Origin of the sequence: Rhodococcus sp. H-CA8f (genome assembly GCF_002501585.1) — a bacterium.
GTDB lineage: Bacteria > Actinomycetota > Actinomycetes > Mycobacteriales > Mycobacteriaceae > Rhodococcus_F > Rhodococcus_F erythropolis.
The window spans coordinates 2496133-2520932 of sequence record NZ_CP023720.1 but is presented as its reverse complement, the minus strand read 5'-3'; the positions used below and the strand labels follow the sequence as shown (position 1 = coordinate 2520932).

The following is a 24800-nucleotide window of genomic DNA, read 5'->3' as shown; positions in this document are numbered from 1 at the left end:
CGCTCGTTCTCTGGCCAACCGTCACATGTCTGCCCGAGCTGAGCTCTATCCGTCCCAGTCGATCGTCAGGTAGATCAAGCGGTGCATTCGGTTGATTTCCCAGACTCGGGCAATCCCGGTCGCCAGTGCGTCGCTTTGGGAACGAACCCGGATCGTCTGCCCCGGGAACAACGCAACACTGAGACTGGGCATCTCGGCGATATGTATGTGCGGACGGGTGGGATGCACGCGCGTCGGGTCGACGGCTACTTCGATCACAGAACTGGACATGCGTCCAGAATGGCGTATTGCGGACAATTCGTTGCCGAAAATGAAAAACCCCGATCTGCGTCGACATGCAGATCGGGGTTTGAATTCTTCGGTGGGCGCGGAGGGTTTCGAACCCCCGACCGCTGGTGTGTAAAACCAGAGCTCTACCACTGAGCTACACGCCCGAACTCCCGGTGAGACCCTCACCGGGAATGCTCTAAGACTCTAGCGCGGCAAGCGCGTTTGCCCAAAGTCCGTGGTCACGGGCTTCTCCGGGGCCGTTCATCTCGGCAAAACGAATGACTCCGTCTTTGTCGATGACAAAGGTGCCACGATTCGCGAAGCCCAACTTGTCGTTGAACACCTCGTACTTCTGAGCGACTTCACCGTGCGGCCAGAAGTCCGAAAGCAAGGGAAATGTGTATCCCTGCTCAGCTGACCAGATCTTGTGAGTCGGCGAAGCCCCGACAGAAATCGCGAGAATGGCAGTGTCGTCGTTCTCGAACTTCGGAAGCTCGTCACGGACCTTGCAGAGTTCCCCCTGACAAGTCCCGGTGAAGGCCAACGGATAGAAGACCAGCAGAACGTTCTTCTTACCGCGGAAATCTGCGAGCGAGACTTCCTGGTTGTTCTGGTCCTTCAAGGTGAAATCCGGTGCCTGGGCACCAACTTCGAGAGGCATGTGCAATTCCTTGGGAAAGTGCGGAAAGGGCCGGGTCAGCGCTTGTTGGCCGGACGAGCCTTCGGCTGAACCAGTCGACTTCCCGACCAGTCACCGAGGTTGGCTGCCGATGTCTGCGTCAAGCCGGCAGTCGGCGCCGATTCGGCGATCTCGCTGGGCTCGACATGTCCGTCGAGACCGGTCTTGGGAGTGAGAACCCACACGAAGCCTTCGTCGGCGAGGGGCCCGATGGCATCCATCAAGGCATCCACCAGGTCACCGTCCTCGTCGCGCCACCACAGCAGCACAACGTCGATGACCTCGTCGGAATCCTCGTCGAGCATTTCCCCGCCGATGGTTTCCTCAACCGCGGCACGAATGCCGTCGTCGGTATCCTCATCCCAGCCCAGTTCCTGCACCACCATGTCAGTGGTAATCCCGAGTTTCTGAGCGTAGTTCTGGGCATCCGCCGCGGCGACCACGGTGGGGTCCTCCTTTTGTTGATGGTGTGTGGCGACCCCGCACACCTACCGTTTGACGATCAATTAGGGAAAGCGAACATGGTCTGAGGCGTTAGCGCAAGCCGACCACGCCGAAAACTTTCACCAAAGATCGTCTTCTGACACACGGCGAACCTTACGCCTGCGGATTACCGCAGGTCACAGGGATCCACATTCATCGAAGATCGACTTGCGAATCGAATTGCTCGTATCGCTGATCGAATTGATTTCATCCGCCGAATGATCACTCTCGATCACGACTGCAGATGAACGTAGGTTCGCGGCCAATTCGTCGAACAGTCCGGAAAGTTGCGCCGGAAGTTCACTCGCGACCGAGTCGAACCACGAGGCGGTGTCCCTGGCCGACGAAGCAGCAGCGCTTGCTTCGGCTCTCAGGTCGGTCTCACCATGATTTCCGGCGTCGACGTAGGCATTGAACGCGACCACGTCGTTTTTCGATCGAGAGACCGCTTCCTCACAGATCGCGAAAGCTGCCTCTGCCGCATCTGCCGCCGCTTTCGACGAGGACGCGGCGGCCATCGAAATACTCACCTCGGATTGGTATGCAGCCACGTGCGCTTCATTGGGTACTGCCGATCCGGTCACCGCCGCCGAACATCCCACGATCACCGACAGTCCCACTGCGATCGATCCGACCGAGACCCACGCCCCGACCCTGCCGTAATTGATTTCTTTGTTTATTTTTTCCCACCCCTTCATACGTTCCGATCGATCCCCCAAGCCTGTGACTACGGGGAACCATCACACCCCTGCGTCACGCCGAAAAACGCTACCCGAGAGTAACCAGAGGCGAGGTGTGCCGGACCGACCGGGATGGTGAAAGATGAGGTACGCGCCATATTCACGATGGAAGTGCGTCGGACCTAACAAGGCCTCGATCACCTATGTAAGGACGCCCCACCACGCGTCCCCAAACCAATGAGGAGCACACGTTGTCTGACCTGATCCAGGGTCCCGCGTCCGGGCAGAACGCCGATTCCGGCGCCGCCGGCGAGTCGGGTTCGCCCGCGTCGAACACGCCGGGGGGAACCGACGGTCGCGTTCGCGTCATTCGCGAAGGTGTTGCGTCGTACCTGCCGGACATCGATCCGGACGAGACCACCGAATGGCTCGAATCATTCGACGGACTTCTGGATCGATCCGGACCCACGCGTGCCCGCTACCTCATGCTCCGCATGCTCGAACGCGCCGGTGAGAAGCACGTCGCACTCCCCGCGCTCACCTCGACCGACTACGTCAACACGATTCCGACCGAAAACGAGCCGTGGTTCCCCGGCGACGAAGAGGTCGAGCGCCGCTATCGCGCCTGGATCCGTTGGAACGCCGCGATCATGGTCCACCGCGCGCAGCGACCGGGCGTCGGCGTCGGCGGTCACATCTCCACCTACGCATCCTCGGCAGCGTTGTACGAAGTCGGCTTCAACCACTTCTTCCGCGGCAAGGACCACCCGGGCGGTGGCGACCACATCTTCATCCAGGGTCACGCCTCCCCCGGCATCTACGCACGCGCCTTCCTCGAGGGCCGCATCCCCGCGGAACAGCTCGACGGATTCCGCCAGGAGAAGTCCCACGCCGACTTCGGCGGCGCACTGCCGTCCTACCCGCACCCGCGGCTGCTTCCCGACTTCTGGGAGTTCCCGACGGTCTCGATGGGCCTCGGCCCGATGAACGCCATCTACCAGGCCCGGTTCAACCACTACCTCAACGACCGCGGCATCAAGGACACCACCGATCAGCACGTGTGGGCATTCCTCGGCGACGGCGAAATGGACGAGCCCGAATCACGCGGCCTCGCTCACGTCGCGGCAACCGAAGGCCTCGACAACCTCACGTTCGTCGTGAACTGCAACCTCCAGCGCCTCGACGGCCCGGTCCGCGGCAACGGAAAGATCATCCAGGAACTGGAATCGTTCTTCCGCGGTGCCGGCTGGAACGTCATCAAGGTCGTCTGGGGTCGCGAGTGGGATGCGCTGCTGCACGCCGATCGCGACGGCGCACTCGTCAACCTGATGAACGTGACGCCGGACGGTGACTACCAGACGTACAAGGCCAACGACGGCGCGTTCGTGCGCGATCACTTCTTCGGACGTGACCCCCGCACCAAGGAACTGGTCAAGGACCTCACCGACCAGGAAATCTGGAACCTCAAGCGCGGTGGCCACGACTACCGCAAGGTCCACGCCGCCTACGCAGCGGCCATGGCACACAAGGGCCAGCCGACGGTCATCCTGGCGCACACCATCAAGGGCTACACCCTCGGTAAGCACTTCGAGGGCCGCAACGCCACACACCAGATGAAGAAGCTGACGCTGGACGATCTCAAGGCGTTCCGCGACATGCAGCACATCCCGATCTCGGATGCCGAGCTCGAGAAGGATCCGTACCTGCCTCCGTACTACCACCCGGGCGCGGACGCTCCCGAGATCAAGTACATGCTCGACCGTCGCAAAGCACTCGGCGGGTTCCTGCCTTCCCGCAACACCGACGCTGCTCCGCTCAAGCTCCCCGAGGACAAGACGTACGACGTCATCCGCAAGGGCTCGGGCAAGCAGGAAGTCGCCACCACCATGGCGATCGTGCGCATCCTCAAGGAACTGTTGCGCGACAAGGAGATCGGCAAGCGGATCGTGCCGATCATTCCGGACGAGGCCCGTACGTTCGGTATGGACTCGTGGTTCCCGTCGCTGAAGATCTACAACCGCAACGGACAGCTCTACACCTCCGTCGACGCCGAACTCATGCTCGCCTACAAGGAGAGCCCGATCGGCCAGATCCTGCACGAGGGCATCAACGAGGCCGGTTCGACGGCATCGTTCACCGCAGTCGGCACGTCCTACGCCACCCACGGTGAACCGATGATTCCGCTGTACATCTTCTACTCGATGTTCGGTTTCCAGCGCACCGGCGACGGCCTGTGGGCGGCCGCCGACCAGATGGCTCGCGGATTCGTTCTCGGCGCCACCGCCGGTCGTACAACTCTGACCGGTGAAGGTCTCCAGCACGCCGACGGACACTCGCTGCTCCTGGCATCGACCAACCCGGCCGCTGTCACGTACGACGCCGCGTTCTCGTACGAGTTGGCGCACATCGTCAAGGACGGCTTGCGCCGCATGTACGGCGGCACCGAGGGCGTCGACGGTTTCGGTGGCGAGAACATCTTCTACTACCTGACCATCTACAACGAGCCTTACGTTCAGCCGGCCGAGCCCGAAGGTCTCGACGTCGAGGGCTTGCTCAAGGGCATCTACCTCTACAAGACGTCCGAAGCAGCCGGCCCGAAGGCACAGATCCTCGTCTCCGGTGTCGCGATGCCTGAGGGTCTGCGTGCGCAGAAGCTGCTCGCCGACGAATGGGGCGTCTCGGCCGATGTCTGGTCGGTCACGTCCTGGGGTGAGCTGCGCCGCGAAGGCGTCGAATGCGAACGTCAGGCGCTGCTCAATCCGTCCGAGGATGCTCCGGTTCCGTTCGTCACCACGGCGTTGTCCTCGGCCCAAGGCCCTGTCGTCGCGGCTTCGGACTGGATGCGGGCGGTCTCGGATCAGATCCGTCAGTGGGTTCCCGGCGACTACACCACGCTCGGCACGGACGGGTTCGGGTTCTCCGATACCCGCACTGCAGCGCGTCGCTACTTCAACGTCGATGCCGAGTCCATCGTCGTTGCCGTGCTGATCGGCTTGGCGAAGGAAGGATCGATCGAGCGGTCGAAGGCCGTCGAAGCAGCGAGCCGATACCGCATCGACGACGTGAATGCTGCTCCCGAGCAGACCGGGGACACCGGTAGCGCCTAAGTCGTAGGGCAACAGTCCCAGCGATCGAAAACAGACCTACGCCCATCGCCGAGGGTGTCATCTCGACATCCGCTGCGGCGATGGGCGTAGGTTTTTCTCATGCCCGAACCTGATCCCGAGAAACCCGAAGAGGGCGTACGCCGCACTCGACCACAGTCGTCCGGGTTGCAGGCTGTACTCGCCCGCCGTCGTCAGGTTCGCGATCCACTTCCAGAAGCCTTGCTCCGCCGCGTCAAACAGTTCTCCGGTCGACTCTCCACCGAGGCCGTGACCGTGATGGAGGAGCAGCTTCCGTTCTTCGACAGTCTCGACGCTTCGCAACGTGCCGACGTTCAACTCTTGGTGCAGACGTCGGTGGTGAATTTCCTGGAATGGCTGCGGCAACTCGACTCGGAGATCAGCTTCGGATACGAGTCTTTCCCGGTCATCCCTCAGGATCTTGCTCGACAGCTCACGTTGCGCCAGACCGTCGACATGGTCCGGGTGGCGATGGAGTTCTTCGAGAAATGGCTGCCGGCTCTCGCCCGCAACGATCAGCAGCTGATCGCGCTGACGGAAGCCGTCCTGCGCTACGGGCGTGAACTCGGTTTCGCAGCAGCGACGGTGTACGCAAGCGCCGCCGAGTCGCGCGGTGCCCTGGACACGCGACTGGAAGCGCTCGTCGTCGACGCCGTCGTGCAGGGAGACACCGGCTCGGACATGCTCTCCCGCGCAGCCACCTTGAACTGGGACGCCACGGCTCCGGCCACCGTCATCGTCGGGTCTCCCCCGCCGGACGAGCGGGTCTCGGTTGCCGGCACCGTCCACGCCACTGCCGCCGCGCACGGGCGCGCTGTTCTCGCCGTGGTGCAGGGTCCGCGACTGGTGATGATCGTCAGCGGCGAGCTGAGCAGTAAGACGGAAGGCAGCCAATTCCTTCAAGACCTGCTCATGAGTTTCGCCGACGAACCGGTGGTGATCGGCCCGACAACGCCCTCGTTGAGCGCAGCACACTTCAGTGCGTCCGAAGCTCTCGCGGGAATCAAGGCCGTCGCCGGGTGGCGCGGCGCACCTCGTCCCGTTTTCGCGACTGAACTGCTCCCGGAACGGGCACTACTCGGAGACGACGCTGCCGTAAAGGCTCTTCGCGATTTCCTGGTCGCACCTTTAGCGGAATCCGGCACAGTCTTGACCGATACTTTAGACAGTTATCTCGACTGTGGAGGTGCGGTTGAGACTTGTGCACGTCTTCTGTTTGTTCATCCAAATACCGTTCGGTACCGCTTGAAGCGAATCGCGGAAGTTACCGGCCGGGATCCTACGAATCCACGCGACGCGTACGTACTACGGATCGCCGCTACCGTGGGCCGATTGACACAAATCGATCTCAAATCGAACAATTCGGTTACTTCAGTCACATCTTTAACATCCGGACAAACAAACCTGTAACCCCGGAGCGTCCAATTTCGATGGCCGGGCGCGACGTGGGATTTTGTGGGAACCCTACAAAACACTTCGCCAGAGTTCATCGCGACCGACATCTCGCAGGTCACTCGCGGCGGTGTTCTCTTAATAAGTGATTTCGTTGCTCGCCCCGGGACAGGGCTCTCAGACACCCGGCATGCTCAGCCCATGGCTGGCACTGCCCGGAGCGCAAGACCGCCTCGAAGTGTGGTCGAAGGCAGCCGGCCTTGACCTCGTCCGACTCGGCACGACCGCGACTGCAGAAGAAATCACCGACACCTCGGTAACCCAGCCCCTCGTCGTTGCCGCTGCTCTGCTGGCGTACGAGGAAATCGAATCACGTGGGCTCCTCGGCGCCGACGTCATCGCTGCCGGCCATTCAGTGGGTGAACTTGCCGCTGCTGCGGTCGCCGGTGTTATTTCCGCTGACGACGCGGTCGCGCTTGCCGCCCTCCGCGGCGCCGAGATGGCCAAGGCTTGTGCGCTCGAGCCCACCGGCATGTCAGCCGTTCTCGGTGGCGACGAAGCCGAAGTGCTCGCACGACTCGAAGAACTCGGGTTGGAAGCGGCCAACCGCAATGCGGCCGGCCAGATCGTGGCTGCCGGACTGCTCACCGCGCTCGAAGAACTCGCAGCAAACGCACCCGAAAAGGCCCGAGTCCGCGCACTGCCCGTCGCCGGCGCTTTCCACACCCGCTTCATGGCACCTGCACAGGACGCCGTCGCAGCTGCTGCCGCCAAGATCACCCCGTCCGATCCGACGCGCACGCTGCTTTCCAACTCGGATGGCGCACCCGTCTCCTCGGGCGCCGACGCCCTCACCAAACTTGCCGCGCAGGTAACCCGCCCCGTTCGTTGGGACCTCTGCTCCGCGTCGTTGCGGACAGCAGAAGTCAGCGCGATCGTTGAACTCCCGCCGGCCGGAACCCTCGTCGGAATTGCCAAGCGCGAAATGCGTGGCACGCCGACGGTGGCCCTCAAGAACCCGGAGGATATCTCCGCACTGTCCGAGCTGACCTAGCTCGGACGCCCACCCGGCCGATCAGCCCGAACGGCGGCCGGACGTTTCACCCCACCTCAATCGATCAAGAAGGGAGCCACACCAGTGGCCCACACTCAGGAAGAAATCATCGCGGAACTCGGCCAGATCGTGGAGGAGGTCACCGGTATCGAGCCTTCCGAGGTCACCGTTGACAAGTCCTTCGTGGACGACCTCGATATCGACTCCCTGTCCATGGTCGAGATCGCTGTTCAGACCGAAGACAAGTACGGCGTGAAGGTCCCCGACGAGGATCTCGCAGGCCTGCGCACTGTCGGCGACATCGTCGCGTACATCCAGAAGCTCGAAGCCGAAGGCGCCGAAGCCAAGAACGCAGAGTGAGCCGACCGTGACTTCCGCTTCTACCCGCAAAGGGAAATTCCCCGACATCGTCGTCACGAGCCTCGCGACGTCGACCTCGGTGGCTGGTGATGTGGATGGCACGTGGAAGGCGCTACTCGCCGGCGAAAGCGGCATCGGAATCCTCGATGACCCGTTCATCGACGAGTTCGACCTTCCCATTCGCATCGGCGGGCACCTGAAGGTTTCACCAGACGAGGGCTTGTCCCGCGTCGAAATTCGACGGATGAGCTGGGTGGAACGCCTTGCCCTCACGTTGAGTCGCACGGTCTGGAGCAACGCCGGCAGCCCCGAAGTCGATCAGGACCGCCTCGCGGTTGTCATCGGCACCGGACTCGGCGGCGGCGACACGCTCATCGACGCCGTCGACAAACTCCGTGGCGGCGGATACCGCAAGGTGTCCCCGTTCTCGGTGCAGATGGTCATGCCCAACGGACCGGCCGCAACGGTCGGGCTCGAACTCGGGGCCCGCGGTGGAGTCATCACCCCGGTCTCGGCATGTTCGTCGGGATCCGAGGCAATTGCTCACGCTCACCGCATGCTTGTCATGGGTGACGCGGACATGGTTGTGGCTGGTGGAGTCGAGAGCTTCATCGACGCGGTTCCGATCGCGAGCTTCGCCATGATGCGTGCAATGAGCACCAACAACGACAATCCGACCGCAGCTTCACGTCCTTTCGACAAGGACCGTGACGGATTTGTCTTCGGCGAAGCCGGCGCACTGATGATCCTCGAAACCGAGGAACACGCAAAGGCACGCGGGGCCACCATTCATGCCCGCCTGCTCGGTTCCGGAATCACTTCGGACGGGTACCACATCGTGGCACCGCATCCGGAAGGCCTGGGCGCGGCGCGAGCCATGACCCGAGCAATCGAGATGGCCGGACTGACGAAGTCCGACATCAAGCACATCAACGCCCACGCCACTGCGACGCCGATCGGTGACATCGCAGAGGCAAAGGCAATCAACGCAGCGGTCGGCAATCACGCTGCGGTGTACGGCCCGAAATCCGCGCTGGGACACTCGATCGGCGCTGTCGGCGCCCTCGAATCAGTCCTCACGGTTCTGGCGGTGCGTGACGGGATCATCCCGCCCACGCTCAATGTTGACAGCCAGGATCCAGAAATCGATCTCGATGTCGTCAAGGGTGAACCCCGAACCGGCTCTTTCGATTTCGCACTGAACAACTCGTTCGGTTTCGGTGGGCACAATGTCGCGCTCGCCTTCGGTCGGGCCTAGCCCGAACCGCGGTTTGCACCTGTCCGCGGGTGTCGTTGCAACACAACGTCACCCGCGGACAACACCGACCTTTCGTTCCACCCAAGGCTCGTACTGAAGGAGGACGCGATGACCATCCTGGCCCCCGTGACAAAGTCCGAATCATCGACAGACCCGCGCGATCCTCTTGCGCGCCTGGAAAATCTGTTCGACCCCGGCACAACAGTGCCGCTCCACGCCCGTGACAAGTCCGGCGTGCTCGCTGCGTCCGGAAACATCGACGGCGTCCGCACCATCGCATACTGCTCCGATGCCACCGTCATGGGCGGCGCAATGGGCGTCGACGGTTGCAAACACCTCGTCAAAGCCATCGATACCGCCATCGAGGAAGAGTCCCCCATCGTGGGTCTCTGGCACTCCGGTGGCGCGCGTCTGGCTGAAGGCGTCGAAGCACTCCACGCAGTCGGACTGGTCTTCGAGGCCATGGTCCGTGCGTCGGGTCTCATACCTCAAATTTCCGTCGTGCTCGGCTTTGCCGCTGGTGGAGCCGCGTACGGTCCAGCCCTCACCGATGTCGTGATCATGGCGCCGGAAGGCCGAGTGTTCGTCACCGGCCCAGACGTAGTTCGCAGTGTCACCGGTGAACAGGTCGACATGGTGTCACTCGGCGGTCCGGACACACACACCAAGAAGTCGGGTGTCGCGCACATCGCCGCACACGACGAGGCCGACGCATTGCACCGCGCACGCCGCCTGGTCTCGATGATGTGCGAGCAGGGCGAATTCGATCAGCGGGCAGCGGAACTCGGCGACAGCGATCTGCGCGCCATGATGCCTGCGTCCGCAAAACGTGCATACGACGTTCGTCCCATCGTTCACGAAATGCTCGACAACGTCGAAGGCGAGTCGAGCTTCGAAGAACTGCAAGGCAATTACGCGCGGAGCATCGTCACCGGTTTCGGCCGGATGGCCGGACGCACGGTTGGCGTCATCGCGAACAACCCACTGCGACTCGGGGGGTGCCTGAACTCCGAAAGTGCAGAGAAGGCCGCTCGATTCGTGCGACTGTGCAACGCATTCGGCGTGCCGCTCGTAGTCATCGTCGATGTTCCCGGGTATCTGCCTGGCGTGTCGATGGAGTGGGAAGGCGTGGTTCGGCGCGGCGCGAAGTTACTTCACGCCTTCGCCGAGGCGACTGTCCCCCGCGTCACCGTCGTCACTCGAAAGATCTACGGCGGCGCATACATCGCAATGAACTCGCGAGCACTGGGAGCCACGGCCGTTTTCGCTTGGCCCAACTCCGAAGTAGCCGTGATGGGCGCGAAGGCTGCTGTCGGCATCCTTCACAAGCGGGCTCTCGCTGCGGCACCGGACGACGAGCGTGAAGCATTGCACGACCGTCTCGCTGCCGAACACGAGGCGATCGCAGGCGGCGTCGACCGCGCTGTCGAAATCGGCGTCGTCGACGAGGAAATCGACCCGGCGAAGACTCGCAGCATCGTCACCGCTGCGCTCGCGTCTGCACCATCTGTCCGTGCGCGCCACAAGAACATTCCGCTCTGACAACCCTGGACAGCAAGGTGGACCTCGCCGATACGGCGGGGCCCACCTTTGTCATTCAAGTCTTTGTCTGCACGTCTGTGTCATTCCAGCTAAAGGGTCGCCCCGAGTTTCAGGATGGACCCGAATCAGCTGACACGCCTTCGCAGCCATGTCACTTCGGCGCCTTCGCCTGAACTCCGGAAGGGTTCGAGTTCCTCGTCCCACGGTGCGCCTATCGCCCGATCGATCTCCGCGGCGATGTCTCCACCGGAATTCATGATGGACCGCAGTTTCATCTCCCCAACGACGACATCACCGTTCGCACTGGTGGATCCGCGCCACAAGCCCAGACCGGGCACATGGCTGTACCGTTCGCCGTCGACGCCGTGGCTCGGGTCCTCGGTGACCTCGAAGCGCAACATCGGCCACGCCCGTAGCGAATCGACCAGGCGGGCACAGGTTCCGACGGGACCTGTCCAGTCCGTCGTCGCACGCAGAAGTCCGTCGTAGGCAGGCTGTGAGGTCCATCTGAGCTTGGCAGGGCTGTCCAACGTGGCGGACAAAGCCCAATCCACGTGCGGGCACAGCGCCGCGGGCGACGAGTGGATGTAAACCACACCAGTCGTCACGTCCGCGAATTGATTCATTTCGCGCACTCGAGCCTCCTGCTTCGACGAGGGACGTCTTCCCCAACGACCTCTGTCGAGTTCGTGCAGCACGCTCGATTGAACAGTGTGCCTTGTGTTACCCGTGTTGCGCCAGTGGAAGGAGAGAAATTTGTGCTCTATCGCGAAACTTCACCGACTACGCCATCTGACAATTCAGTCCACAAAGGCTTGGCCCAATCACCGAAGTCGCGATCGGTAAGCACGACGCACGCAGTATCGATCGTGGGATCGACCCACAGGAACGTCCCGGACTGGCCGAAATGACCGAAAGTTGCGGCCGAGTTCTCGAGACCTGTCCAATGCGGACGCTTCTCGCCGCGAATTTCGAATCCGAGTCCCCAGTCGTTGGGGCGCTGAGAGCCGTATCCCGGAAGAATTCCGTTGAGCCCCGGGAACTGCACGGTTGTCGCCTCTGCGAACGTCTGCGTCGAGATCAGGGTCGGCGAGAGCAGTTCAGCCGCGAACTTGGCCAAGTCGTCTGCCGATGCCTGCGCACCGTGACCGGCAGGACCGACAAGAGCCGCGCTGGTCATCCCCAACGGCGCGAACACCGCCTCGGCAAGATAGTCGGCAAATTCGATCTCGGTCTCCCGGGAAACCAACTCGGCAAGCACCTCGAATCCCGCACTCGAGTAGATCCGCTTCGACGCCACCGGCGCCTGAACAACACGTTCGGCGAATGCCAACCCGGAAGCATGTGCGAGGAGATGACGAACGGTCGACCCCTCAGGCCCGGCCGGCCCATCCAACTCGACCGCCCCTTCCTCCACCGCCACGAGAATCGCGTAGGCGCACAACAGTTTTGTCACCGAAGCCAGGGGGAAAACATGCGACTGGTCGCCGCTGAAACCACGAATGCGGTCGCCCTCACCCGGATTCTTCCCGGAGAGGACGACCGCTGCCGCATTGTCGACCGGCCACTGCTGAATTACGTCGAGACTGTGAGTACTGGGCACCCGATCAGACTACTGGCACAAGAGTTGCGCTTTCGATCACCAGTCAGCTTCGGTGTAGCGGATGACGCCGCGGATGTTCTTGCCATCCAACATGTCCTGGTACCCGTCGTTCACGCCTTCGAGCGTGTAGGTCCGAGTGACCATGTCGTCGAGGTTCAGCTTGCCTGCCTTGTACATCGCGAGGAGGTTAGGCACGTCCTGACGAGCGTTGCCACCGCCGAAAATGTTGCCCTGAAGGTCCTTCTGAAGCATCGACATCAGGAACAGGTTCAGCTTCACATCCATGTCCGTCAGGTGCCCCATTGCAGTGACAACACAACGACCGGCCTTTGCCGTCAGAATCATCGCTTCTTCGACGTACTCACCCTTCATTTCGCCAACGGTGATGATCGTCTTCTGCGCCATGCGTCCGTACGTGGCGTCGATGATCGGCTGAATGGCAGCGGCAGCGCTTTCGAAAGCGTGCGTTGCGCCGAACTTCAGAGCCTGCTCACGCTTCCACGGCACGGGGTCGATGGCAAAGATGTACCGGGCGCCCGATGCAACCGCACCCTGTAGCGCACTGATACCGACGCCGCCGACGCCCATGATCACAACGTCTTCGCCGGGCTTCACATCGGCGATGTGGGTTGCCGATCCCCAACCGGTCGGGACGCCGCAACCGACGAGTGCGGCAACCTCGAACGGAATGTCCTTGTCGATCTTCACCACTGACGACTGGTTCACGACCATGTAGGGCGAGAACGTCCCTAGCAGGCACATCGGGATCACGTTTTCGCCGCGAGCCTGGATCCGGTACGTGCCGTCGCTGATGGCTTGGCCGCTGAGGAGGCCCATCCCGAGGTCACAAAGATTCTGATGCCCGGCCGAACACGCCGGACAGGTTCCACAAGCCGGAATGAAGGACAGAACGACGTGGTCGCCGACCTCCAGTCCCTTGACCTCAGGGCCGAGCTTGGTGATGACGCCCGAACCCTCGTGCCCGCCCATGACCGGGAACGACGGCATCGGGGTCGCGCCGGTGACGATGTGGTGATCGGAGTGGCACATTCCGGCCGCTTCCATGCGAATTTGAACTTCGCCGGCCACCGGCTCGCCGATCTCGATCTCCTCGACGGACCACTTCTCATTGAGGCCCCACAGGATTGCACCCTTGGTCTTCACGTCACTTCACCCTTTCATTCGCACACCCGCATCTATCTCTGTGACCATAGCCACAAATCCGCGAAATTGGAACGTGTTCTAACGAAAGATTTTGCACTGCAGGTCAGACGTCCAAATGACCTGGCACAACCGGCTTGGCGACGACGAAAGAATGACCCACTGAGTGGGACAGGCCACACGGGCACCCGAAAGTAGAGTCACCCCGAAAGCACGCACCCATTCGACTCCACCTCCCCCCAATCGGTCGGACACAGAGCAGCGGGTCTGAAACAGGCCTGGACATGTTCTGGTGCATGTGAGGTTTGACCCCTCAGGTTTTGAATGTGGTGTTCGCCGGCCGCGGGTGCTGGCCGGGGTCGATCGAGGGCGGTGGGATGAACCAGGGTTTGTTGTCGACCCCGATGCGGATCACCCATTTCCCGACGAACCCGGACTTGCGGTGCATCAATCGATGATGCGAACGGCACAGCAGGACAAGGTTGCTCATCACCGTCGGCCCGCCGTTCGCCCAGTGCCGGATATGGTGCGCATCCGTCCACGCGGGCACGCACGCGCAGCCCGGGAACGCGCACCCCTTGTCCCGGGCGATCAACGCCACGCGCTGCTCCGCAGAGACCAACCGTTTCCCGGGTTTCGCATCGAGTGGCGCCCCGTGGTCGTCGAGCAGCACGGTCGAGAGGAAGCAGTCGCAGCCGAGGAGTCTGGTCTGCGATACAGACAGTGGCCCCAGCCAGGGCATGTGCCCGACATCGAGATCCGACACAGCCACTCCACCACCATCGGGCGAGGGTGCGGCGGCGCAGTCCCGGTGCTCCGCAAGATCACGGGCGTTGATGTGCACGTTCACGTGCGGACGCTGCCCACCATCGAAACCGGTCTTCGCGCAGTCCAGATAGCGGCGGATCAGTTCCGTGAACCCGTCCGCCGTCCGTTTCGCCGCAGACCGAGCATCGGGGGTTCCATCGGGTGCCGGGGTGGGCATCGTCAGGTTCGACAACGCCGACAACAACATTTCCCCGGTGAGGGCATCGAAATCTCCGCGCACCACCACCCGACCGTTCAACGTCGACGCGATCCGGAGCTCGTTCCGATCGGTATCTTCGGCGGGCGGAATCTCATCGGATTCGAACACTCGCTCCAAGGTCGCGATCACGTTCCGTACCTTCGTGGTCGTGGCCTCCACACCGGATGCCGCAGCCAACAACAAATCGATACAGCGAGGGAGCGCCTCCTCCGGCATGCCCTTCGGTGGTGACTCGCAGAACGCCACGATCAACACGGCATGATCGAAGGAGCAGTCCCCGACATCGAACCGGGCAGCCACCGCCGGAAACAGCCGCAGCGCCGCACCCAACGCGGCGATCTTCTTCCCGTCCCGAACCTGCAGCATCGTGTTCGCCGCCAACCAGCAACCCACCCCGCGGCTGGCGATCACCTGATCATCCGGCCGCAACGACAACTCGTCCACCACCGCCACCCGCACAGCCTCGAGACGAAGAATCTCCACACTCGCCGACACCGCAGCAGCACGCAACTCAGAAGCCGTCAACCGCCACAGTCGTCCGCGCAACCCCACTGCAGAACCGGACACCACATCCGACAACAGCACGCTCATTGAATCCCCCGATCCCCTACTCAGGAGAATACTCGAACACCCGTTCGAGTCAAGAGTTTCTCGAGTCAATCCACCGAGCGTCCCGGAATCACCACACCGCATTGATAGGCGAGAACCACCAGTTGCGCGCGGTCGCGGACATCCAGTTTCGTCATCGCCCGGTTCACATGGGTTTTTGCCGTGACCGCGCTGATCACCAATTCCGCGGCGATTTCGTCGTTGGACATCCCGAGGGCAACGAGGGTGACCACTTCGAGTTCGCGTGGTGTCAATTGACCGAAAATCCCGGAAGTCGAGTCGGCCCGCGACGGAGTGGAAAGGAATCGAGAAATCAACGCGCTGGTCGCAATCGGCGACAACAAAGAGTTCCCACCTGCGACCGTCCGAACAGCATCGAGTAGATCCTCCGCTCGGATTCCTTTGCCGATGAAGCCGCTCGCTCCCGCCCGGATCGCCTGTGCCACATGTTCATCCACTTCGAAGGTCGTCAGGATCAGTACGTGTACGTCGGACAAATCCGGATGATCGGCGATCATGGCGGTCGCTTCGACTCCGCTGGTGCCCGGCATGCGAATGTCCATCAGTACAACGTCGGGTCGGTGCTCGAGCGCCGCCTGGAATGCCTGCTCTCCGTCTGCCGCCTCGGCGACCACCTCCATGTCGTCTTCCGAACCGATCAGCAGCGCAAGCGTTTGACGGAAGAGCGCCTGATCGTCTGCCACTACCACCCGAATACTCACGACTCCTCACGCTCCGAACCGCTGGAGACCGAGACCAGCGGCAGTTGGGCGTCCACACGAAATCCCCCGTCCGCGCGGAATCCTGCTGAGACCTCGCCTCCCATTGCCTGTGCCCTCTCCTTCATTCCCAGCAGTCCGTACCCGGGCGGTGACGTCGAAGGCACTGCCGTTCCGGAGTTTTCGACCGACAGCACCAGAACCTCGGCTTCGTACGACAACGACACGGTGACGGCCCCTGGCAACGCATGCTTGCTCGCATTCACGAGTGCTTCCTGGATAATTCGGTACGCCGTGAGGTCTACTGCTGGCCCGAGAGGGCGCAGCGAACCCACTGCGCGCACTTCGATTTCCATTCCCGCACTGACGAATTGATCCACCAGTGCCGGTAGATCCGAAAGCCCCGGTGCCGGTTTCATCGAGCGATCACCGTCCTGAGCGTCACGGAGAACTCCGACCGTGGCCCGAATTTCATCGAGTGCCGCCTTGGACGTTTCCTCCACTCCGCGTAGTGCAGTCGTCGCCTTCTCGGGGTCTTTCCCGATCAAGTGCGACGCGACCCCGACTTGCAGGTTGACCAAGGCAATGTGGTGCGCGACAACGTCGTGCAGGTCTCGCGCAATCCGCATCCTTTCTTCGACGACGCGGTGTCGGGCCTCGTCCTCGCGCATTCTTTCCGCTTGCACCGCGCGCGCCTCGACGGACTCCAGATAGGCTCGGCGAGAACGGACCTCGGCGCCGGCGAAACTTGCCATCAGCAACCAGGCCAACAACCCCAGTGCCTCCTGCAGGAGATTGTTCCCCACTCCCAGGATGATTGTGACGAGCATCAGCGAGCTGACTGTGCTCGCCGCTGCGAAGAAGGTCCTCCGGCGGTCACTCGTGCTGGCAACGTAGTAGAGGCACACCATCGCCGCGGAACCTGTGCCGGCATTCGGCGGCGCTGACAGTGCAATCATCAATACGCCGAGAAGTACTGCCACCGCCAGCGCCGAGAACGGGTAGCGCCTCCGGAATACGATGGTTGCCGCTGCGATCGCTGTTACAAGGACTCCCACAACTGTTACTTCGCGGGTGTCATTGCCATCGAGCGCGATGCGGTGCGCCGTCCACGTGGCAAGGAGCACGAGGATCGTCAGTGCCAGGTCGATGGTGCGCGGGTGTTCCGCACACCATCGACCCCACGTCGATGTCGAAGTCATCGATCTACCGTATCCGGGTCATACCGACAACTTGTCGCTCGTGGGTTCACTGGATTCCTTCGAATCTGCGAGCAGCGCAGTCAACTGCTCCCCCTCGACATCGACGTTCGGGACCAACCGGTCCAGCCATGAGGGGAACCACCATGCCTTCGAGCCCAACAGGGACATGACGGCCGGTACGACGGTCATACGAATCACGAAGGCGTCGAACAGAACCGCGAACGAGAGTCCGAGTCCGATCTGCATGATGAAGGCGTCGCCGCCGAAGATGAAGCCCGCGAAAACGGCGATCATGATCAGCGCCGCGGCCGTGACGACTCGGGCGCCCTGGTCGAAGCCCTTCACGACTGCTTCGTCCGGTCCGTCACCGTGGACGAACGCTTCACGCATTCTGGTCACGAGGAACACCTGGTAGTCCATCGCCAACCCGAAGACGATGCCGATCATGAAGATGGGCAACATCGCCACAACTGATCCGGTTTGGCCTTCGATTCCGAGAATGCCGGCGAACCAACCCCACTGGAAGATCGCGACCAGCACACCGAACGTCGCGCCGATCGAGAGCAGAAATCCGAGAGTTGCCTTGAGCGGTACCAAGATCGAGCGGAACACCAGCATCAAAAGAATGAAGGCGAGGCCGACGACCAATGCGAGGTAGGGAACGAGGGCATCAGCCAAGCGGTCCGAGACGTCGATCGTCAACGCTGTCTGACCGGTGACCGACATCGTGGCCCCGGTCTCGTCGGTCAGTGATCCGGCGACCTCACGTATATCTGCGACGAGCGCCTTTGTTGCCTCGGTTTCCGGGCCACTCGAGGGAACCACCGTGATGACTGCTGTATCGCCGGCCTGATTGAGTGCTGGCGGCGTCACTGCCGCTACGTCGGGCAGAGCACCGAGCTTTTCCTGGGCGCCGCTCAATGCCGCTGCCGGATCTGCGGCGTCGGCAACGTCGACAACCACCATGAGCGGACCGCTGAACCCGGCACCGAACCCCTCGGATAGTCGGTCGGTAGCCCTGGCGGCAGTTGTGTCGGGCACTGGTGGGCTCGCCAAACTCAGGTTGATTCCGAAGGTGGGGATCGCCAGCAATCCCAGCCCGAGGACTGACGCGAGCAAAACCGGAACTCGACGCCGGATCACGAACTTGGCCCATCGCGAGCCCGCCCCCTCCGACTGTTTCCGGTGTGTCAGTTCACCGCCGGACGCCAGCAGTCGACGATCAGACCGACTCAGGACGCGCGACCCTGCAAATCCGAGTGTGGCGGGCAGCAGCGTCAGTGAAATCACCACTGCAACAGCAACTGCGAATGCTGCAGCCAGACCCATGCTTGTCAGGAACGGGATGTTCACGACGAACAGTCCGGCCAGTGCGATGAGGACGGTCAACCCCGCGAACACTACGGCCGAACCCGCAGTCCCCGCTGCGCGGCCCGCAGCAATTTCCGGATCATGTCCGTCACGTAGTTCGGAGCGGTAGCGCGAGACGATGAACAGCGAATAGTCGATCGCCACGGCGAGCCCCAGCATCATTGCCAGGACGGTTGTGCTCGAACCCAATTCGATGAAACCAGTTGCGATGGTGATCGTGCAGATCGCGATGCCGATGCCGATGAGCGCGCTGATCAAAGGAAGCCCCGCCGCAACCAAGGAACCGAAGGTGACGGTCAGCACCACCGCGGCGATCGCGACTCCGATCACCTCTCCCATGGATTCGGCGCTGCTTTCCATCAGCACGTTGCCGGCAACATCGACTGCCAGCCCTGAATCCGAGGCGTCGTGGACGGCGGACTCGAGCAGTTCTTTCGAACTGTCCGGCAAGTCCATCGAGTCGGCGGTATAGGAGACCTGCATGTATCCGATCGTCCCAGTCGGCGACACTCCGCCGGATGCATACGGATCCGATACCGCTGCAACCTCGGGGTCCTTCCCGAGCGCAGAGACCAATTCACTGACGGATTGTCGAATGGCCGGATCGGCGAGCGTCGTGCCCGCCGGAGATTCGAAGACTATGCGAGCACTGGCTCCGCCGGTGGACGATTCCGGGAACCGTTCAGCCAGAAGGTACTGTGCCGCTTGCGATTCTGTGCCCGGGATCGACAATGTATTGACGGTCGGACCGGACAGCGTTGCTGCGCCAACTCCGCCCGCCACCAGCAGGACGACCCAGAAGCCCACCATTGCCCAGCGGCGGCGAAACGCGAGTCGTGAGAGTTTGTACAAGAATATCGACATGCGTATCACTGTGCCGATACACGACCCCGTCGCACATCGTGCACAGGTAGGCAGTTCGACGTACTGCGCTCGCAGTAGGGCGGTGGTCCCCAGTGCTAGACGGGCAGGCCCAACTCCCTTGACCACGGCGGATCCGCCCCTGGTCGTGACACGGTGACGGCTGCCGCGCGTGCGGCAAAGGTCAACGCGGCCGACCAGTCTGCCTCGGAGAACCCGCGCACAACGGCGACATCGAGTGCGTCGTGACGATCAAGGTAGGCCAGCAGGGCTCCGTGTACGGTATCTCCGGCACCGATCGTGTCCGCGACGTCGACTGCGGGCGCCGGCACCGAAACATCGAGTTCCTTGGTGATCAACCGCAACCCGTCACCGCCACGGGTGAGCAGTACGGCGCCGACGCCTTCGTCGAGCCACTCGGCGCCGTCGACCGAACCCAACCACTTGGCGTCGTCGTCGCTCACTTTGAGAATATCGATGGCGGGCAACCACGAACGAAATCGTCGTCGATATGCTTCCGGGTCCGAGATCACCGCCGGACGAATGTTGGGGTCCACCATGGTGAGTCGACCGCGGGCGTGCGCTTCGTGCAGCATGGCTTCGTAAGCGGAGGCCCCGGGCTCGAGCACCAGCGACAGCGTTCCGAACGAGAATGCCCGCGCAGAGGGAAGTTTCGGCAGCGCGAACTGTCGATCCGCCGTTCCCTCGAGGTAGAAGGAATACCGCGCACCTCCGTCCGCTGCAAGGTTCACGACGGCCAGAGTTGTCGGCTCGGGCCCACGTTCGACTCCGGTCGTGTCGACATTCGACGCGGCCAGCGAGTCGATCATCCGATCTCCGAACGCGTCGGTGGACAAGCGAGAGACGAATCCCACGTCGGATCCGAGTCGACCCACCGCTATCGCAACGTTGAACGGTCCACCGCCCAACTTGGGTGAGAAGTTCTCCCCCACCGGAACCAGATCAACCAGTCCCTCACCACACACCACGACGGATCGTTCGCGTGTATCACTCATCGGTAGACCCTAACCTTCTCACCAGTCGAAGATGGATGTGACCTGCTCGGCACGAACGAGTTCGGGTGCCGAGCAGGTCACGATTGTGATGGGATTCAGCTACCCACGCGCTCACCCGTAGTCGGGTCGAAGAGGTGAACAGGACCGTCCACCCGCTCGAAGCCCAGCGTCTGGCCGTACTGCAGCTTCGATCGCCCGCCGGTGCGTGCAACGAGCGAGATCGGGTCGGCTTCGGTACCAGGCACGTGTGCGTAGATGTACGACTCGTTGCCCAGTTCCTCTACCAGGTCGATCTGAGCTGCGATTCCGTCTCCGGCAGCAACCACCTGGAATTGCTCGGGCCGAATTCCTACTGTGACCGAAGCCAGACCGGCCGCGGCGATTGCCGCCATCTGCTCGCGGTCCAGCGGAACCTCGACGTCGCCGAAACGCACCCCACCCGAACTGACCGGCGCCGTTACCAAGTTCATACCTGGAGATCCGATGAAGCCGGCAACAAACGCATTGGCCGGCCGATCGTAAAGTTCGGTCGGAGAAGCGAATTGTTGCAACTTGCCGCCCTTGAGCACTGCCACGCGATCACCCATCGTCATCGCTTCCACCTGATCGTGCGTGACGTAGACGGTGGTGGTTCCGAGACGACGCTGCAACGCCGCGATCTGCGTGCGGGTCTGGACGCGTAGCTTTGCGTCGAGGTTGGAGAGCGGCTCGTCCATGCAGAACACTTGCGGTTCACGAACGATTGCTCGGCCCATGGCAACTCGCTGCCGTTGACCACCCGAAAGCTTGGCCGGTTTGCGGTCGAGGTATTCCGTCAGGTCAAGCAGTTTGGCCGCTTCGGCAACTTTCTTCTTACGCTCCTCGACGGGCACACCGCGCATCTTCAACGCGAACCCCATGTTTTCGCCGACGGTTTTATTGGGGTACAGCGCGTAATTCTGGAAGACCATTGCGATGTCGCGATCCTTCGACGGGACATCGGTCATGTCCTTGCCGTTGATGGTGATCGCACCGGAATCGATGTCCTCGAGCCCTGCCAACATGCGCAGGGCCGTGGACTTTCCGGAACCTGACGGACCGACGAGCACGATGAACTCCCCGTCCTTGATGTCAAGATCGAGTGAATCTACAGCGAGGGTCCCGGCACCTTCGTAGATGCAAGACGCTTTCTGGTACGAGATTTCAGCCATGACGAACTCCTGAGAGGGTGAGGAGAATTATTTGATTGCACCGAAGGACAGGCCGCGCACCAGTTTGTTCTGGGCGAACCAACCGGCCAGGATGACGGGCAATGCCGCCATGGTCGCTGCCGCGGAGAGCCGAGCCCAGTACAGGCCCTCGCCGGTGATGAACCCGACCAGAAAGACCGGAATCGTCTGCGCTTGAACAGCTGTCAGGTTGACTGCGAAGAAGAATTCGTTCCACGAGAAGATCACGCAGATCAGCGCAGTCGCAGCAATTCCGGGCGAGATCAGCGGGAGGATCACCTCTCGAACCGAGGTCCACAAACTCGCGCCATCCATGCTGGCGGCTTCGAGAAGCTCGCCGGGGACTTCGAGAAAGAACGAACGCATCATCCACACTGCGATCGGCAGATTCATCGATGTGTACAAGATGACCAGCGCCCAGATGTTGTCGAGCAATCCGATGTCGTTGACGATCACGTACAGCGGCACGATTGCGGCGACGACTGGGAGCATCTTGGTACTGATGAAGAAGAACAGCACATCCTGGGTCTTCTTCACCGGGCGAAGAGACAATGCAAACGCAGCCGGAACACCCAGTAGCAGAACAAGAATCGTCGACATTCCTGTGGCAAATGCCGAGTTCGCCAGCGTTGTACCCAGACCGGAATCGAGAACGGCACGAAACTGCTCGAGTGTCGGGGTGAAGAACAACTTCGGCGGATCCGTGTAGGCGTCTGCCTCGGTCTTGAACGCGGTCAGGACCATCCAGAAGACCGGGAAGAAGAACCCGAGAGCGGCGATCCACGCCACGACCGACCACGGACTGAACTTACTGCTCTTCTTTTTCTTGACGACGGGTTTGTCGGTCGTCACGCTTGTCGTCTCTACGGCAGTCATCACGCCGCCTCCTCGTTGCCGGTGAAGCTCTTGAAGATCAATCGGAGCGCGAGTGTCGAGACGATGATGGTCGCGATCACTGTCACGACACCCATCGCCGCAGCTTGACCTACGTCGAAGCCGAGGAATGCGCGCTGGTAGATGTAGAACGGCAGGTTCGAGCTGGCCACGCCTGGCCCGCCCGACGTCATCATGTACACCGCGTCAAAGGTGTTCACGAGGTAGATCGCACCCAGAACTGCACCGAGTTCGATGAAACGGCGCAGGTGCGGCAGTGTCAGTTCGCGGAACATCGCAAACGGCTTGGCTCCGTCCACCCGTGCGGCTTCGAGGATGTCTCGGGGCATGGACTGCAAGCCGGCCAGAATGAGCAGCATCATGAAAGGCGTCCACTGCCAGATCAGATTGATCATGACGGCGGCGAGCGGAAACTTGCTGACCCAGTCGACCTGGCCGACACCGAACGGCTGGAGGACAAAGTTCACGATACCGAATACCGGGTCGAACATTGTTGTCTTCCAGAGCAATGCGCCAGCGACGGGGGTGATGAGAAATGGCGTGATCAGCAGTGTCCGCACGATCCCGCGACCGAGGAAGGCTCTGTCGAGTAGGAGTGCCAACGCGAGTCCGAGGATCACCGAAACGATGACCGTACCCACGATCATGATGACCGTGTTGACCGCGACTTCCCGAAACTGACTGTCCTTGAAAACCTCGATGTAGTTGTCGAACCCGTTGAAGTGCCGCGATCCCGGCCGGACAAGGTTCCACGACTGCGTCGAGTAGTAGAGGGTGAACAGAAACGGAATCTGGGTGACGACGATCGAGAAGATCAACGCCGGCAACAGGGGACCTCTACGACGCCAACCCTCGGCGCGGGAGATCTTCTTTTCGACACGGACCGGTGGCGCGTCGTCCACCGTAGTTCTGGGCTCGGCAACCGTAGTCATCGGTTCTCCTGATAGGTCTTGCCGACCACCTCGGCATACTGCTGGGATTGTTCGAGTGCTTCTTTCACGCTCTTCTGACCCGCGATGGCAGCACTGATCTGCTGGCTGACGCGAGTGCCCAGGTCCTGAAACTCAGGGATGGTGAGGAACTGGACGCCGGTGTACGGAACCGGTTGCACTGTCGGGTTTTTCGGATCTGCATTGTTGATCGATTCGAGGGTGATCGGACCGAATGCCTGTGCGGCCTCTTGATATTCCGGAATCTCGTAGGTCGATAGGCGACTTCCCGGAGGAACTCTCGACCAGCCGAGTTCGGTTCCGACCTTCTGGATGTAGTCCTTGTTCGTCATCCAGGAAATGAACTTCCAGGCGTCATCTTTGTTCTTTGCCGACTCCGGGATTCCGAGCGCCCAGGTGTAGAGCCAACCAGGATCGGACTTCTCGGCCTTCGGGGCCTTCGCATATCCGATGTTGCCGACTACCTTCGACGACGCAGGGTCCTCGAGAACCGACACAGCCGACGTCGCGTCGTACCACATCGCCGTGTTGCCTTGCGCGAATTGTGTTGCACATTCACCGAATCCGCTTGTGGCAGGGCCCGGCTGACCATGCTCCTTGACCGTGTCCACGTAGAACTGAACCGCATCCTCGACCTGCGGACTGGTCAGCTGCGCATTCCAATTCTCGTCGTACCAGCGTCCACCGAAGGTGTTGATCACGGTGTTCAGCGGCGCGAGTACCTCGCCCCAGCCAGGCTTTCCACGCAAACAGATTCCCGCCATCTTGGCATCCGGGTTGTCGAACTGCGCTGCCCAACCTGCAACTTCTTGCCACGTCGGGTCTTCGGGAACTGTTATCCCCGCCTGATCGAACAGATCCTTGCGGTACATCAGGAACGACGACTCCCCGTAGAACGGGACCGCGTACATACTGTCCTCGTATGACAGAGAAGTCTTGATCGACGGTATGAAGTCGTCCTCGTCATAACCGGGCGTCTTGTCTGCATACTCGGACAGGTTCGTGAGCCAACCGTTGGCGGCCCACTGAGGTGTCTCGTAGTTGCTGATCATCACGACGTCGAACTCACCGCCGCCGGTTGCCGTCGACGCTGTGATCTTGGCACGCGCCTGGTTCTCGGAAAGGCTGACGAATTTGAGGTCGATGCCAGGGTTCTCGGCTTCGAAAGCCGGCGCCAGTTTGATGGCGTCCTGCATCTGCGAGTTCGACACCATCGCGATGGTGACTGTTCGTTCGCCGGAACCACCGAGCGCACCAGCGCCCGCACATCCCGACACCAGGAGGCAGAGCGCCGCCGCGGCAGCGCCCCACACTCGTCTTCCTGTTTTCACGGATT

22 protein-coding genes and 1 tRNA gene are annotated in these 24800 nt (G+C 61.7%); 6 read left to right on the top strand and 17 right to left on the bottom strand.

Annotated features, from left to right (window positions below):
• Positions 1 to 45: 45 nt before the first annotated feature.
• The 5 genes from CPI83_RS11920 to CPI83_RS31210 all read right to left on the bottom strand — a co-directional run bounded on the left by CPI83_RS11920 (position 46) and on the right by CPI83_RS31210 (position 2130).
• Positions 46 to 270: a hypothetical protein gene (locus tag CPI83_RS11920; RefSeq protein ID WP_003941648.1), complete on the bottom strand. Its 225-nt coding sequence runs from the start codon at positions 268 to 270 to the stop codon at positions 46 to 48.
• A gap of 92 nt (positions 271 to 362) precedes the next feature.
• A tRNA-Val gene (locus CPI83_RS11915) sits at positions 363 to 434 on the bottom strand.
• A gap of 32 nt (positions 435 to 466) precedes the next feature.
• Positions 467 to 931 (bottom strand): peroxiredoxin, encoded by a 465-nt coding sequence (locus tag CPI83_RS11910; protein ID WP_019748962.1) that lies wholly within the window; start codon positions 929 to 931, stop codon positions 467 to 469.
• Between the two features lie 35 nt (positions 932 to 966).
• Entirely contained in the window at positions 967 to 1392 is a 426-nt protein-coding gene (locus CPI83_RS11905) for a DUF3052 domain-containing protein (protein WP_003941575.1), read from the bottom strand.
• 177 nt (positions 1393 to 1569) lie between these two features.
• A complete protein-coding gene (locus CPI83_RS31210) occupies positions 1570 to 2130 on the bottom strand; it encodes a hypothetical protein (protein WP_020969928.1) in 561 nt (186 codons plus the stop codon).
• A 233-nt stretch (positions 2131 to 2363) separates the two neighbouring features.
• Here CPI83_RS31210 and aceE point away from each other — a divergent pair, with 233 nt between their 5' ends.
• The 6 genes from aceE to CPI83_RS11865 all read left to right on the top strand — a co-directional run bounded on the left by aceE (position 2364) and on the right by CPI83_RS11865 (position 10843).
• Positions 2364 to 5219 carry a pyruvate dehydrogenase (acetyl-transferring), homodimeric type gene (gene aceE, locus CPI83_RS11890; protein ID WP_007735476.1) on the top strand — a complete coding sequence of 952 codons (2856 nt, stop codon included), beginning with the start codon at positions 2364 to 2366 and terminating at the stop codon, positions 5217 to 5219.
• A gap of 99 nt (positions 5220 to 5318) precedes the next feature.
• On the top strand, positions 5319 to 6647 hold the full coding sequence (locus tag CPI83_RS11885) for a helix-turn-helix domain-containing protein (protein WP_019748966.1): 1329 nt from the start codon (positions 5319 to 5321) through the stop codon (positions 6645 to 6647).
• Positions 6648 to 6774: 127 nt separating this feature from the next.
• A complete protein-coding gene (locus CPI83_RS11880) occupies positions 6775 to 7683 on the top strand; it encodes an acyltransferase domain-containing protein (RefSeq protein WP_020908154.1) in 909 nt (302 codons plus the stop codon).
• Between the two features lie 84 nt (positions 7684 to 7767).
• Positions 7768 to 8043 carry a meromycolate extension acyl carrier protein AcpM gene (gene acpM, locus CPI83_RS11875; RefSeq protein ID WP_003941649.1) on the top strand — a complete coding sequence of 92 codons (276 nt, stop codon included), beginning with the start codon at positions 7768 to 7770 and terminating at the stop codon, positions 8041 to 8043.
• Positions 8044 to 8050: 7 nt separating this feature from the next.
• Complete coding sequence (locus CPI83_RS11870) at positions 8051 to 9301, top strand: KasA/KasB family beta-ketoacyl-ACP synthase (protein ID WP_020969930.1); 1251 nt, start codon at positions 8051 to 8053, stop codon at positions 9299 to 9301.
• 108 nt (positions 9302 to 9409) lie between these two features.
• Positions 9410 to 10843, top strand: coding sequence for a carboxyl transferase domain-containing protein (locus CPI83_RS11865; protein WP_092763375.1), 1434 nt, complete (start codon positions 9410 to 9412; stop codon positions 10841 to 10843).
• A gap of 125 nt (positions 10844 to 10968) precedes the next feature.
• Here the strand turns inward: CPI83_RS11865 and CPI83_RS11860 are convergent, their stop codons facing one another.
• From CPI83_RS11860 to CPI83_RS11805, 12 genes are all read right to left on the bottom strand, one after another.
• Entirely contained in the window at positions 10969 to 11478 is a 510-nt protein-coding gene (locus CPI83_RS11860) for a DUF3145 domain-containing protein (protein ID WP_003941617.1), read from the bottom strand.
• A gap of 128 nt (positions 11479 to 11606) precedes the next feature.
• Positions 11607 to 12446, bottom strand: a complete 840-nt coding sequence (locus CPI83_RS11855) for a serine hydrolase domain-containing protein (RefSeq protein ID WP_070386530.1) — start codon at positions 12444 to 12446, stop codon at positions 11607 to 11609.
• Positions 12447 to 12482: 36 nt separating this feature from the next.
• Positions 12483 to 13610 (bottom strand): NDMA-dependent alcohol dehydrogenase, encoded by a 1128-nt coding sequence (locus CPI83_RS11850; protein WP_019748970.1) that lies wholly within the window; start codon positions 13608 to 13610, stop codon positions 12483 to 12485.
• Between the two features lie 310 nt (positions 13611 to 13920).
• Positions 13921 to 15225: an HNH endonuclease signature motif containing protein gene (locus CPI83_RS11845; RefSeq protein WP_097387248.1), complete on the bottom strand. Its 1305-nt coding sequence runs from the start codon at positions 15223 to 15225 to the stop codon at positions 13921 to 13923.
• A 65-nt stretch (positions 15226 to 15290) separates the two neighbouring features.
• The gene (locus CPI83_RS11840) at positions 15291 to 15965 is read right to left on the bottom strand and encodes a response regulator transcription factor (protein ID WP_019748972.1); all 675 of its coding nucleotides are present in this window, start codon (positions 15963 to 15965) and stop codon (positions 15291 to 15293) included.
• Positions 15962 to 17164: a sensor histidine kinase gene (locus CPI83_RS11835; protein ID WP_092763371.1), complete on the bottom strand. Its 1203-nt coding sequence runs from the start codon at positions 17162 to 17164 to the stop codon at positions 15962 to 15964. Before CPI83_RS11835 ends, CPI83_RS11840 begins: the two co-directional genes overlap by 4 nt.
• Before the next feature lie 18 nt (positions 17165 to 17182).
• On the bottom strand, positions 17183 to 19399 hold the full coding sequence (locus CPI83_RS11830) for an MMPL family transporter (RefSeq protein WP_097387247.1): 2217 nt from the start codon (positions 19397 to 19399) through the stop codon (positions 17183 to 17185).
• Positions 19400 to 19494: 95 nt separating this feature from the next.
• A complete protein-coding gene (locus CPI83_RS11825) occupies positions 19495 to 20412 on the bottom strand; it encodes a carbohydrate kinase (protein WP_019748975.1) in 918 nt (305 codons plus the stop codon).
• 95 nt (positions 20413 to 20507) lie between these two features.
• Positions 20508 to 21602: a sn-glycerol-3-phosphate ABC transporter ATP-binding protein UgpC gene (gene ugpC, locus CPI83_RS11820; protein WP_019748976.1), complete on the bottom strand. Its 1095-nt coding sequence runs from the start codon at positions 21600 to 21602 to the stop codon at positions 20508 to 20510.
• 27 nt (positions 21603 to 21629) lie between these two features.
• Complete coding sequence (locus CPI83_RS11815; RefSeq protein WP_007731137.1) at positions 21630 to 22496, bottom strand: carbohydrate ABC transporter permease; 867 nt, start codon at positions 22494 to 22496, stop codon at positions 21630 to 21632.
• Positions 22496 to 23446, bottom strand: a complete 951-nt coding sequence (locus CPI83_RS11810) for a sugar ABC transporter permease (protein ID WP_019748978.1) — start codon at positions 23444 to 23446, stop codon at positions 22496 to 22498. Before CPI83_RS11810 ends, CPI83_RS11815 begins: the two co-directional genes overlap by 1 nt.
• Positions 23443 to 24795 carry a sugar ABC transporter substrate-binding protein gene (locus tag CPI83_RS11805; protein WP_047887969.1) on the bottom strand — a complete coding sequence of 451 codons (1353 nt, stop codon included), beginning with the start codon at positions 24793 to 24795 and terminating at the stop codon, positions 23443 to 23445. The genes CPI83_RS11810 and CPI83_RS11805 overlap by 4 nt, the downstream gene beginning before the upstream one ends.
• Positions 24796 to 24800: the final 5 nt, after the last annotated feature.

Coding starts and splice junctions, on each gene's coding strand:
- CPI83_RS11910 (WP_019748962.1), bottom strand. CDS start 931: ATGCCTCTCGAAGTTGGTGCCCAGGCACCGGATTTCACCTTGAAGGAC.
- CPI83_RS11865 (WP_092763375.1), top strand. CDS start 9,410: ATGACCATCCTGGCCCCCGTGACAAAGTCCGAATCATCGACAGACCCG.
- ugpC (WP_019748976.1), bottom strand. CDS start 21,602: ATGGCTGAAATCTCGTACCAGAAAGCGTCTTGCATCTACGAAGGTGCC.
- CPI83_RS11830 (WP_097387247.1), bottom strand. CDS start 19,399: ATGTCGATATTCTTGTACAAACTCTCACGACTCGCGTTTCGCCGCCGC.
- CPI83_RS11835 (WP_092763371.1), bottom strand. CDS start 17,164: ATGACTTCGACATCGACGTGGGGTCGATGGTGTGCGGAACACCCGCGC.
- CPI83_RS11885 (WP_019748966.1), top strand. CDS start 5,319: ATGCCCGAACCTGATCCCGAGAAACCCGAAGAGGGCGTACGCCGCACT.
- CPI83_RS11815 (WP_007731137.1), bottom strand. CDS start 22,496: ATGACTGCCGTAGAGACGACAAGCGTGACGACCGACAAACCCGTCGTC.
- CPI83_RS11825 (WP_019748975.1), bottom strand. CDS start 20,412: ATGAGTGATACACGCGAACGATCCGTCGTGGTGTGTGGTGAGGGACTG.
- CPI83_RS11845 (WP_097387248.1), bottom strand. CDS start 15,225: ATGAGCGTGCTGTTGTCGGATGTGGTGTCCGGTTCTGCAGTGGGGTTG.
- CPI83_RS11920 (WP_003941648.1), bottom strand. CDS start 270: ATGTCCAGTTCTGTGATCGAAGTAGCCGTCGACCCGACGCGCGTGCAT.
- CPI83_RS11810 (WP_019748978.1), bottom strand. CDS start 23,446: ATGACTACGGTTGCCGAGCCCAGAACTACGGTGGACGACGCGCCACCG.
- CPI83_RS31210 (WP_020969928.1), bottom strand. CDS start 2,130: ATGAAGGGGTGGGAAAAAATAAACAAAGAAATCAATTACGGCAGGGTC.